Source organism: Lonepinella sp. MS14436, assembly GCF_042470565.1.
Taxonomy (GTDB): Bacteria; Pseudomonadota; Gammaproteobacteria; order Enterobacterales; family Pasteurellaceae; genus Lonepinella.
The window spans coordinates 2,068,644-2,081,424 of record NZ_CP170385.1 but is presented as its reverse complement, the minus strand read 5'-3'; the positions used below and the strand labels follow the sequence as shown (position 1 = coordinate 2,081,424).

Here is a 12,781-nt window from a genome sequence, read left to right as displayed (position 1 = left end):
ATTTTGTCAAATGATAATTACTATTAAATTAAAGGGATTTTGATAAAAATCAACAATTTCTTTAATATCGATTTATTTTGTGTTTTTAGACTAAAATATCTAAAATTTCAGTTGAAATAGTTTTTTCGGTGAAATATCATTCTTTTTGCAGTTTATTATAGGTTAGTTTATTTTTTATAATTTTTATATACAAAAGGTGATGAAATGAAACGGATTCATTTTAAATATTCAGCATTGACGCTGGCTTTAATGGCGAATTTTGCTATTCCAAATTTTTCTTATGCTAACACTGATCTAGAAGATGTAGGTATACAAACTTCATATAACGAACGTTATTATGAGCTAAAGAATAAACATATTACAGGAGATCAGCGTGGACTTTATTCTCTTTATATAGAGCATAAAACTGGTACGAACTCAGCTGTTTTGAAGAATGTTTCTATTACTCACTCAGAAAAGCAATCTGGGGTTTTAAATGTTAATAATAGTATTATTAACATTGATGGACTAAAAGTTGATTCAACCAACCCTGCCAGTTTATATGGTTTATATTTTGATACCGCCATTGTTACTATTAAAAATGCAACGGTCGATTTGACAACTCAATCAGCAAAAGAAGGCTCGCCATTATATGGAGCATTGAAATTTTGGAATGTTCCTCGTAATTATCCAGTAACCATGAATAATTCATCAATTACTAATCATGGTAATAAGAGTGCGGTTGTAATACTTGAATCGGCTGAAGCAGCGTTTGACAATGTATTACTAAATGCTACAGGTAAAGATTCCACCCTATTTTCCGTGAGAGATCATTCTACATTAACAGCGAATAATCTTACGGCTAAAAATACGGGGAACAATGGTTCTTTCCTTACAGTAGAAACTGTAAAGGGTCAAGGAGGGATGTATGATCATAATTTTACGCTGACTAATAGTACGATTAGTGCTAAACAAGGTATTGATTGGAGAACTACTAATGGAACTATAGGAATATTCCTTGAAAATACTACTTTAGCTATTGAAGATCAGTTAGTACACGTTAATGCAGATAAGGCTGAGAGAATTACTACCGTGTTTGATCTTGGAGCAAATTCTACTTTGACTGGTGGGTTTAAAGAACCGAAAAGTTATGTGGATATTACCTTGAAATCAGGCTCTAAATGGAATTTGACTTCTGATTCTATTGTTAATAGCCTATCTTCAGTTGGCGGTAATTCTGATATTTATTTTGAACATGCTGGCGATAAATTTAAAACTTTGAGGATAGAAAATTCGTACGAGGGAGATCATAGATTCCATTTAAACTCTAATCTTTCGAACAATCAAAGTGATAAAGTAGAAATACTGGGTAATTTTGGTAATGCAAAATCTAGTGCTACATTGAACATCACAGATAAAAGCGGTGATGAGATGTTTACTGAACCAGATCAACATAAAGTTACAGTTTTAAGAGCAGCAAATACACCACCAGAGAATTTTACGGTGAAATTAGCTAATGGCAATGAATATGTAAATGCTGGTGGGTATCGTTACCGTTTGAGCAATGAAAATGGAGATAAGTCATTTGACTGGGTATTGACGAATAAGAAAGGAGCGGATGGTAAACCTGAAGTCGATCCTAATTTTAATAAAAAGAAAGAAGAACCAAAAGATAATCCACAATCTGATCAACCTAAAGTAAATCCAAAAGTCGAACCTAAGGAAGAGCCAAAAGTTGAACCTAAGGAAGAGCCGAAAGTTGAACCTAAGGTAGAACCAAAAGTCGAACCTAAGGAAGAGCCAAAAGTTGAACCTAAGGAAGAGCCAAAAGTTGAACCTAAGGAAGAGCCGAAAGTTGAACCTAAGGTAGAACCGAAAGTAGAGCCTAAGACAGAGCCGAAGAAAGATAACAAACCGCAGACTAAACCAAATAACGGTTCAACAGCTAAACCAGAGCTAGAGTTGAATGATACAGCCAATAATTTGACTTCTCTGCGAGCAGCTCAAGTTACTATTCTTGATGCAGAATTAGCTGGCGTTCATCAACGTTTAGGCGATGTAAGAAATGGCAAGTCAACCAGTGTATGGACACGTAGTGTCAATCAAACTCAAAAATTTGATGAGCAATCTGTATCCTCCCAAAGTAAAACATCTGGTGGTACATTGGATACCTACAATTTACAACTCGGTGCAGATACAGGTGTAACGGATAATGTACGTCTTGGTGGATTTGTCAGTGCTACTGCCGCTAAAATGGATTTTGATGGTTCATATAGCGATGCCAAATTATATTCAAAAGCGGTTGCACTTTATGCGAGCTATTTGAATGATAATGGCTTCTATGTGGACGGTATTGCCAAATACTCTCGTTTACGCTCCGAGTTTAATACAGGTGGAACCAGCAAAAAAGATGTGACATATCATTATAATGCTTACACTGTTTCCACTGAAGTTGGTCGAGAATTTAATTTTGCAAACCAATGGTCAGTAACACCACAAGTACAATTAGGTTGGTCAACTATTTCTGGTAACAAATATGAAGATCGCTTAAATGTATTACATAGCAAAGCAGGTGTACGTTTGGCGAAAGGTATTCAAACCAGTAGCTTGAATTTAAAACCATTTGCGGAAGTGAACGGTGTTTATGATAAATTTAACCATAATCAAGTGACACTAGGTAAACAAGGTTTTGATGTTGCACGCCTTGGTGGCAGAGTGGAAACCGCAGTCGGTTTAGGTTTATCAGGTGGTAATCATAGCTTTAGCATTCAAGCGAATAATGCCTACGGTAAACATATTAAAAAATACTGGTCGGCTCAAGCGACTTACCGTTATCAATGGTAATTTAAACTGAAATAAAATAATCTGCCTTGCTTTGCTATGGAGAGTGAAGTTTAGGCAGATTTTTATTTTTCTGTGTAACCCAAAGTGCGGTGATTTTTAATCTTGTTTTTAGGTTGTCATATTAATAGATTATCTCTATAATCTCGCCAATTTATTATTTTATCCTTTTTTATTATGTTTAATTTAGCTTCATTAATTACCTTTAAAAAGATGTTTCCTGTAGAGAAACGCCTGTTAAAATTGTCGAGAGAATATCTCCGCTATCAAATGCGGTTAGTAGTATATAAAAAACAGATCCAATGCTTATCAGATTATTTAGTCGCTAATCCAATATGGCAGCCAATTTTCCAGAATGATATTTATCGGATCAATACCTTATTAAATAAATTTTGTGATAAACGGTTTAATGGTACAGAGCGTTTAAAAGCAATCATGCAAAATTTCTCTTTAGCCGAGCAGTTTTTGCCTGTGGACAAAGTACATGTATTGCTAGAAAAAGAGAAAGTGCTATTAGCAAAATTAACCGATGAATTAGATTTATATTTAAATCTCAATCGGGTCGATCCTTTAGAAGGATTTTTTTCCCTCAATATTGTTGATCAACAGAAAAATCGTATTTATGATGCGTCATTTACTTTTTTATCACCCAATAAATTGTTAATCGCCTCAATTCAAGGACCAAACCATGAGCAAGCCCAATTAGCGGTGCGTAATGCGACAAAAGCCTTACATGGTGTTCGTCCAATGTTTATGCTGGTGAATGTTTTTAAAATATTCGCTAGTCAGTTAGGTTGTGAATTAATCGGTATTCCACATAAATATGAAGCAAAATATCGTTGGAATGATTCTAAAGATTTGCTCTTTAATTATGATGAATTTTGGCAGGAAAATGATGCACAATATCATGATAAATATTGGCAATTACCGAGTCAAATTGAGAGAAAACCATTAGAAGAAATTGCCAGTAAAAAACGTTCTATGTATCGTAAACGTTATGAAATGTTTGACGCATTAGAACAGCAAATGAAAGATTTTTTAATGAAATAGTTTACGCTTAAAATGGGTTTAAAAATCACCGCACTTCTGATCATACGACAAAAGTGCGGTGAATTTTTTATGCGTTTTTAGTAGTGATTTTCAGTAAGCCATAACCTAAAATTGCAGAACCACAGGAACCCAATAAAATACCCAATCGGGACAATGTGTTGATTGCACTATCAGCTTCTCCCACAAAGGCTAAACTGGCTAAAAACATCGACATAGTAAAGCCTATGCCACACAGTATTGCAATGGCAAATATCTGCTTAAAATTTATGCCTTCTGGTAGTTTTGCTATCCCTAATTTAACCGAGAGATAGCTGAAACTAAAGACTCCAAGCGGTTTTCCGATCAGTAATCCAAGAGTAATCCCTAATGGTAGAGCAGAGAAAATCATATCGTTATCCACATCACCAAGAAACACACCAGCATTAGCGAAAGCAAATAATGGCAAGACAAAAAATGAACACCAAGGAGCTAAAATATGTTCAAAAGTATGTAATGGGCTTTCACCTTTTTTATCTTTAAGCGGAATACAAAATCCGAGAATTACCCCAGCTAAAGTCGCATGGACACCTGATTTTAACACTGCTGCCCATAACACCAATCCGACTAATATATAAGCACAAAGATGACCGACTTTCAGACGATTGAGAATAACTAAGCCAAGAATAGCAATAGCGGAAATGGTTAATGCTTGCGTACTTAAGTCAGAAGAAAAGAATAACGCAATCACAACAATAGCCCCTAAATCATCAATAATAGCAAGGGCGAGTAAAAACACTTTCAAGGGTAAAGGCACTTGTTTACCTAACAATGCCACAATACCAAGAGCAAATGCAATATCGGTTGCCATAGGAATTGCCCAGCCATTTGATAATTCAGCATGTTGTTGAGTGATAAACCAATAAATAATCGCAGGAACGATCATGCCACCAATCGCCGCAAATGCAGGGAAAATAGCTTGTTGATAACTTGACAATGATCCTTCTAGTATTTCACGTTTTACTTCCATTCCCACCACGACAAAAAACACCGCCATAAAACCATCATTGATCCAATGAATAAAGGTTTTATTAATCGCAAACGAACCAAATTGTATTGCGACAGGAATATCTAGAAAATTGAAATAGGTAGATTGTAAACTGCTATTGGCACATAACATGGCAACAAAAGCAAAGATCAATAATAAAATCCCACTAGCAGATTCCATTTTAAAGAATCGCTGGACAAAATTGAGCATAAAAATAGTTCTCCTAAAAAATGTAAAAGAAAAATACTACCATAATTAAGGAGAAAATGGGGAGATTTTCGTTGGGGGGATTTGCATGGAGTTGAGTTGGAAGGGTACGGCGTTCTTACAGGTGGAGAGAGTAGTATTTTAAGTTAAACTTGATAGATGTTTATTTTTGTGAGAATAGTTTTATTATAGTTGGAAATGCAGGCGGGTTGTGGTAAGGCAAGAGACTTTTTAAGTAATAGCGGGGTTAGTATTGCATTTGGACTGTAAATCTGCATAAATTTAATCGGAGAAGATATGAATAATCGCCGCTGTATGTGAATTGCTACAAAACGGTACCACCTACGGCAAACGCTGCAAAACCTGTTTGCTGCTAGATTTGTGCCAGCCGAAGGTGTTGGCAAGGGATAGGTCTATAGAGTACATGGCTAGATTATTTAATATATAAAGTAGCTTTCCAATATGTGTTACTTTTAAAGGATAGAAATATGAAATCTTGGTTTGAAATTATTGAAAGCAATTTGAATTCTATGGATGAAGAAAAGAGAAAATTAACAATTTCTCTTATCAAAGATCCTCTTAGTGTAGACGAGTCATCTCTAAGAAAGCATATTTCCAACGTTCTTCTAGGAGATTTTTTGAAAGTATTAAAATGGATAAAAACCATATTATCAAATAATAAACCCATATTTAGTCTTTTTGCAAGTGAATTTGGAATAGAAATATACTTTTACAATGATAATAAAAAAGAATTTATAGAAAACTATGAGTTAATTTTAAATGATTACAAAGAAAGGGCAAAAGAGGATTTAGAACGAAAGAGAGGATTAAATTTAGACGAGTTGCCAAGCCAAGTCAAAGTTAATTTATATATACTCTATAGTTTGAGTGATTTATTAGTATATATTTTAAGTGATGTCCTAATAATTAATGGCAATGGGAGATATGAGCTTAATGATGAATATTACTCTTCTTATAAAATGATTTGGTTTTCTCGTTATTTTGCACAACAAAGCCATATTTCTGACTTCTTAATTCAAATAAAATTAAATGTCTTTGAAGTAACATCTAGAGAAGATAGTATATTCCAAAACTGGGTCGATATTGCTTTAGATAAATATTTAAGTATCAATCCAAATTATATCAAGTTTCTTGATGAGAATGATCGTCTTATTTTTTCTAGTTTGAGAAAAGTAGCAGAGTTTGTAATATTATTGTCTCTTTTTTTAGGGCAGGAGATTATTAAAACTAAACAGATAAATATAGTAAGATATATTGATGTTAGGGATTTAATATCATTTGGATTTTCTGATGGCGAGATATCTCGTTTTTTTGCTGATATAGACAAGTTAGATTTACCTAAATGTGATAGGATTTTTACTAAAATAGATGATGATACTATCAGAATAAACAATATTAACTTAAAGTTTGCTCTTCAAGTAAGTTTAAGAAATTATTTAATTAGTATGAAGGGGAGAGGGAGATGGTTTGAAACAGAATATATTCTAAAATATTTAGGTGATAATATAGATAAAGGTAGATTTTTAATCACAAAAGGAATAAATGATCCTAAAGAGAAGTATGACTCAGATATTCTAATTTATGACAAGGATAGTGGCTTAATTTATTTCTGTCAAATTAAACACAGAATAGATACTATTCATCCATTCTTTAGAGATGAATTTAGCGAATATTGTACTAATAGCCAATTATTGCATGGAGTAGAACAATTAAATACTTTAAAGAGTAAGATATCAACAAGTAATGTAAAGGAACGCCTTATATCAAGGTTAGGAAAAAACATTGTAAATAAGTTAGATATAAAGAAAAGCAGTAGATTCCTTTTGCTGCATTCTATAGAAAATCTTGATATGTGTACAAAAAATGGGATAGCAATGTATGAATGGAATACTTTTAGAAACTTATTGAAAGGAGAGATAACAGCGTTCAAAAATAGCAATTTTAACAGTATAATTTACAGCAATAAACTAATGGATTTCTCAAAAATCATAAACATTCAAGAGTATTTAATTAACGAATTCCAAAAGGTTAATAATGTTTTGAGAAGTGATTACGGACCAGCTAAACAATGGGAAGTTTTAAAAGGAGCAAGGGTTTCATTTGTATTTAATATTTCTATTGGTTTCTTGAATAAATCTATTTTTAAATTTAAACAAAAATATTGGGATATGCCACTAATAAGTTAAAGCAGAAATTATTGTCAGTGTTAAAGGAATTTCCAACTATGCGTAAACTCCAGAGCCTATAACAAAATTTGTGTAAATACCTGTTTCTGAGATAATAACCAAAAACAGGTATTTTCATTATGAATAAACAACAAATTAAATTATTAGCGAATGAATTAGCTAAAAATCTCAAAACGCCAGAAGATCTCAATCAGCTTTCTCGAATGCTGAAAAAAATCACCGTGGAAACCGCTCTCAATACTGAGCTTACCGAACATCTCGGTTATAAGAAAAATCAGCCAAGAAAGGCTAAAAATAGCCGAAATGGTTATAGTCAAAAAACCTTGCTCACCGATGAGGGGGATATTGAACTCAACATTCCCCGAGATCGTGAAAGCACCTTTGAACCCCAAATTATTAAGAAAAATCAAACTCGCATCACGGGTATGGATGAGCAAATCATTGCCTTATATGCCAAAGGGTTAAGTAATCAAGAGATTGTTGATTCGTTTAAGGAATTTTATGATGCCGATGTTTCACCTAGCCTAATTTCTCGGGTGACTGATTCAGTTAAAGAACGCATTATTGAGTGGCAAAATGAACCCCTTAATGCGGTGTATGCCATTGTTTATTTGGATTGTATCGTGGTGAAAGTTCGCCAAGATGGTCGGATTATCAATAAATCGGTTTTTGTCGCTTTGGGCGTGAATCTGGAGGGACGCAAAGAACTATTAGGACTCTGGATTGCTGAAAATGAAGGGTCAAAATTTTGGTTAAACGTGCTAACCGAGCTTAAAAATCGTGGCGTACAGGATATTCTGATTGCTTGCATTGATGGTTTAAAAGGCTTTCCTGATGCGATTAATACGGTCTTTCCTGAAACGAAAATTCAGCTTTGTATCGTGCATATGGTTCGTAATAGTTTGAAATATGTCACTTGGAAAGATTACAAAGCCGTGACAGGGGATTTAAAGCTGATTTATCAAGCACCTACGGAACAGGTCGCCCTACAGGCACTGGCTAATTTTGAGCAAAAATGGCAAGCAAAATACCCCTTAATCGCCAAAAGCTGGCAGAATCATTGGGCGAATTTAGCCACGATTTTCAGCTATCCTGAAAATATTCGCAAGGCAATTTACACGACAAATGCGATAGAATCGTTAAATAGCGTGATTCGATGAGTGATTAAAAAACGAAATGTCTTCCCGACAGACGAATCCGTGATTAAAATCGTTTGGCTTGCGATTAAAAATGCATCTAAAAAATGGTCAATGCCAATCCGAAATTGGCGAGCAGCATTGAACCATTTTGTGCTAGAATTTGGTGATCGCTTAAATGATCACCTTTAAGTGAAATTGGTGTTTACACAAAATGTGGGATAGGCTCTTATTTAGTAAAATTAATTTACGCAGTTGTTATAACCGACTGCAATTAATGGGGGTGGCAGTAAGCATTTGTATTATTCCTGTAATAGAAAATGATTCAAAAACGGAAGTATCGCAATGAAAGCACAAAAACTCGAACTCACTTGGATAGGCAAAGACAAGCATCCCAAGCTAGAGGCACGGATTTTATTGGAAGATGCGGAGAAGTCGTATCATGCCAAAGTGCGGTCGGAAAATGGGGCGTTTTTTGATAACCGGTTGATTTTCGGCGATAACCTACAGGCATTAAAGGCGTTGGAACAGGAGCTTGGCAGTAAGCTAGGATGAATATCAATGAAAAAGAAAAATGAGCTTTCCATTACCCGCTCTTCGGCAGCGGAGTATCTGACCTTTGTGGCGGCTAACAGGGAAAGTGGTGTGCAGGCGGTGTATGCCGATGAAAATGTCTGGTTGACACAGAAGATGATGGCGGTTTTATATGATGTAGATGTCCGTACCATCAACTATCATTTGAAAAAGATATTTTCAGACAGTGAGTTGCAGGAGAATTCAGTTATCCGAAATTTTCGGATAACTGCCGAAGACGGCAAAAACTACAACACCAAACACTATAACCTTTCCGCCATCATTGCGGTGGGTTATAAAGTCAATTCCGAGCGGGCGGTGCAGTTTCGCAAATGGGCAACCGAGATTGTGGAGAGCTTCACCATCAAGGCGTATGTGATGGATGACGAACGCTTGAAGAACGGTGGTTCTATTTTTACCGAAGATTATTTTGAAGAACAATTGCAGCGGGTGCGTGAAATCCGCCTGTCGGAGCGCAAGTTTTATCAGAAAATTACCGATATTTATGCTACGGCAGTAGATTATGACGTGTCGGCGCAAGCTACTAAGCGTTTTTTTGCTACGGTGCAAAACAAATTGCATTGGGCAATCCACGGTCAGACTGCCGCCGAAGTGGTCTATCACCGGGCGGATGCCCAAAAGCCGCATATGGGGCTGAATACTTGGAAAGATGCGCCGCACGGCAAGATTCAAAAATATGATGTATTGGTTGCTAAAAATTATTTGAGCGAAGAGGAAATGGCGCAGCTTTCGCGGTTGGTTAATGCCTATCTGGATATTGCCGAGGATATGGCGCAACGTCATATTCCGATGACGATGCAGGATTGGGAGGTGCGTTTAAACCGCTTTATTGCAGCAACCGAACGTGAGGTTTTGCAGGATGCCGGCAAGGTGAACTCAGAAATCGCCCAAGCACACGCCGAAAGCGAGTTTGAAAAATACCGCATTGTGCAAGACCGCTTGTTTGAAAGCGATTTTGACCGTTTGTTAAAGCAAATGGATAAGGAAAATAAATCATGAACACCCGCATACAACAACATATTAACGGACGTTTATCCCTGCGTGTGCCGCAGGCGGAAAGTTTGGTAAAACAGGTGTAAGCCTTAATTGAATGAAACGAAAAGGGAAATACCTAAAAATGAATAACCCCCCCAACAAAACCTACTACGCCCATTCCCTCGAAAATCAACCCGAAAATTGCTGGCAGACAATGCGCAGCCATGCACAGAATGTCGGTGAGACGGCGGCTTTGTTTGCCGCCGTTTTTGCGGCACAGGAAATCGCCCGTTATACGGGACAGTTGCATGATTTGGGTAAATATACGCCTGAATTTGACCGGCGGCTGCACGGCGGTAAATCGGTTGACCATGCTACCGCAGGAGCAAAGATTGCGATTGAGCGCTGGGGCGACAAACTGGGTAAATTAGCAGCATTTTGCATTGCCGGACATCATGCGGGTTTGACGAATGGCAATGGCGAAGGCGATAACCATCGCACTTTATCGCAGCGGCTGGACTTGCAGTTTGGTGTGGATATTCCCAAATTGGATGCAGTGTGGCAGCAGGAAATTACGCTGCCTGAAACGCTGCCGTTTCCGCCATTAAAGCCTGCTCCCGACTGCAAAGGGTTTTCGCAGGCTTTTTTTACCCGTATGCTTTATTCCTGTTTGGTCGATGCCGATTTTCTCAATACGGAAAGATTCTATGCCGAAGCGGAAAATAAACCCGTTTTGCGTGGCGACTATCCTGATTTAAACCGCCTGCAACAGCATTTTAACCGCTTTATTCAAGCGTTCAGACAACGTACTGCCGCTGCTCCGCAAGAGAGCGAAGCGGAAAAACGCCATGCCGCCTTAAACCGCCTGCGTAATGAAATTTACGATTATGCCGTTGCACAAGCAGTGCAAGTGCCGGGCTTGTTCAGTCTGACCGTCCCCACCGGCGGCGGTAAGACTTTTAGCTCTATGGGTTTCGCCCTGCAACACGCCAAGCATCACGCTATGCGGCGGGTGATTTATGTGATTCCTTTTACCAGCATCATCGAGCAAAACGCCGCCGAGTTTCGCAAAGCCTTTGGCGAGTTGGGCGAAGATGCGGTATTGGAACACCACAGCAGTTTTGACGACAGCAGGCTGCAAGATAAAAACAGCAAAGACAAATTGCGGCTGGCGGCGGAAAATTGGGATATGCCGATAGTGGTAACCACGGCGGTGCAGTTTTTCGAATCGCTGTTTGCCGACCGTTCTTCCCGCTGCCGCAAACTGCACAATATCGCGGGCAGCGTGATTATTCTTGATGAAGCACAAATGCTGCCACTGAACCTGTTGCTGCCGATTATGCAGGCAATTAAGGAATTGACCCGCAACTACCATTGCTCAGTGGTGATGTGTACTGCCACCCAGCCCGCCATTCATGCGGCACACGGCTTTTACCGCGGCTTTGACAACGTACGCGAAATTGCGCCCAATCCGACCGCACTTTTCGCCCAACTCAAACGCACCACCGTGCAGCACATCGGTACCCAAAGCGACAGCGATTTGCAGGACAAACTCAGCGAAAATCCGCAAATCCTCATCATCGTCAACAACCGCCGCCACGCCCGCAGTCTGTACGAACAAGCCACAGCATACGATGGCGTGTTTCTCCTTACCACATTACTGTGTGCCGAACACCGTTCGCAAATCCTGAAAGAAATCCGTTGCCGTCTGCAAAACGGCGACCCCTGCCGCGTTATCGCCACTTCTCTGATTGAAGCGGGAGTAGATGTTGATTTTCCGCTCGTCATGCGAGCCGAAGCAGGCTTGGATTCCGTCGCCCAAGCCGCAGGACGCTGCAATCGCGAGGGCAAAATGCCGTCTGAAAACAGCTTTGTCTGGGTTTTCAAACCCGAAGAACAGTGGAAAGCCCCCGCCGAACTCGGACTGCTTGCCGCCGCCATGCGTGCCGTTGAGCGGTATTACGCCGATGATTTGCTGTCGGTTGATGCCATCACCGCCTACTTCAAAGAAGTGTACGCACAAAAAGGCAAAGATCTGGATCACAAACAGATCCTTGCCAAACACCACAATGCGGCACACAGCCTCGACTTCCCGTTCCAAACCATCGCACAACAGTTTCAAATGATTGAAAATACCATGCGTCCGCTGCTTGTCCCGTTCAACACAGAAGCCGAAAAACTAATCGAAAGCCTGCGCTACGCCGACCAAATCGGCGGACTGCTGCACGAGCTGCAACGCTACACCGTGCAAATCCCCGAAAAAGCCTTAAATACCCTGTTCCAAGCAGGACGGATAGAGCCGATCAATGAACAGACCTTCGGCAGACAGTTTTACAGCCTGATTGGGTTGGGCTTGTATGACAAGGTGGCGGGGTTGAGCTGGGAGAATGCGGTGTTTTTGCAGGCGGAGGAGTTGGTATGTTAAATACAAGAAACTGAAATTATTTATTGATTGTTGAGAGTTGGTGAGTTATACTGAAGTTCATCGAATGATTAGCTATAGGAGATCGCTGTGACTAAGAAAAATCAACATGTTGTGCCTCATTCTAATGGCTGGGCAGTTAAGGGGGCAGGAAATAGTAAAGCAACTGCTGTTTATCCAACACAAAAGCAAGCAATCAATCGTGCACAAGAAATTGCAAGAAATCAGCAGTCTGATACAAAGGTGCATGGTGTTGACGGTAAAATCCGAGCAGGGAACAGTTATGGCAATGACCCTTGTCCACCAAGAGACAAAAAGTAAAGTGCTTTAACTGGCTATTATTTGG

General features: G+C 38.7%; 7 protein-coding genes and 2 pseudogenes. 8 read left to right on the top strand and 1 reads right to left on the bottom strand.

The genetic code is table 11. The features are described from left to right. The first annotated feature begins 204 nt into the window (after positions 1–204). Positions 205–2,823 carry an autotransporter outer membrane beta-barrel domain-containing protein gene (locus O1Q81_RS10025; protein ID WP_386697470.1) on the top strand — a complete coding sequence of 873 codons (2,619 nt, stop codon included), beginning with the start codon at positions 205–207 and terminating at the stop codon, positions 2,821–2,823. A 174-nt stretch (positions 2,824–2,997) separates the two neighbouring features. After that, positions 2,998–3,870, top strand: a complete 873-nt coding sequence (locus O1Q81_RS10020) for a VirK/YbjX family protein (RefSeq protein ID WP_386697469.1) — start codon at positions 2,998–3,000, stop codon at positions 3,868–3,870. A 67-nt stretch (positions 3,871–3,937) separates the two neighbouring features. Here O1Q81_RS10020 and nhaA read toward each other — a convergent pair whose 3' ends face one another. Beyond that, positions 3,938–5,104 carry a Na+/H+ antiporter NhaA gene (gene nhaA / locus O1Q81_RS10015; protein ID WP_386697467.1) on the bottom strand — a complete coding sequence of 389 codons (1,167 nt, stop codon included), beginning with the start codon at positions 5,102–5,104 and terminating at the stop codon, positions 3,938–3,940. A gap of 485 nt (positions 5,105–5,589) precedes the next feature. Here nhaA and O1Q81_RS10010 point away from each other — a divergent pair, with 485 nt between their 5' ends. The 6 genes and pseudogenes from O1Q81_RS10010 to O1Q81_RS09985 all read left to right on the top strand — a co-directional run bounded on the left by O1Q81_RS10010 (position 5,590) and on the right by O1Q81_RS09985 (position 12,756). Beyond that, on the top strand, positions 5,590–7,308 hold the full coding sequence (locus tag O1Q81_RS10010) for a hypothetical protein (protein ID WP_386697464.1): 1,719 nt from the start codon (positions 5,590–5,592) through the stop codon (positions 7,306–7,308). Between the two features lie 119 nt (positions 7,309–7,427). Next, a pseudogene (locus O1Q81_RS10005) lies at positions 7,428–8,636 on the top strand (IS256 family transposase). 153 nt (positions 8,637–8,789) lie between these two features. Continuing rightward, a pseudogene (locus O1Q81_RS10000) lies at positions 8,790–8,993 on the top strand (site-specific DNA-methyltransferase); the annotation flags it as partial. A gap of 12 nt (positions 8,994–9,005) precedes the next feature. Next, positions 9,006–10,037, top strand: coding sequence for a virulence RhuM family protein (locus O1Q81_RS09995; RefSeq protein ID WP_386697462.1), 1,032 nt, complete (start codon positions 9,006–9,008; stop codon positions 10,035–10,037). Between the two features lie 91 nt (positions 10,038–10,128). Continuing rightward, positions 10,129–12,438 carry a CRISPR-associated helicase Cas3' gene (cas3, locus tag O1Q81_RS09990; RefSeq protein ID WP_386697460.1) on the top strand — a complete coding sequence of 770 codons (2,310 nt, stop codon included), beginning with the start codon at positions 10,129–10,131 and terminating at the stop codon, positions 12,436–12,438. An 87-nt stretch (positions 12,439–12,525) separates the two neighbouring features. Further along, the gene (locus O1Q81_RS09985) at positions 12,526–12,756 is read left to right on the top strand and encodes a DUF2188 domain-containing protein (RefSeq protein WP_386697458.1); all 231 of its coding nucleotides are present in this window, start codon (positions 12,526–12,528) and stop codon (positions 12,754–12,756) included. The last annotated feature ends 25 nt before the right edge of the window (positions 12,757–12,781 follow it).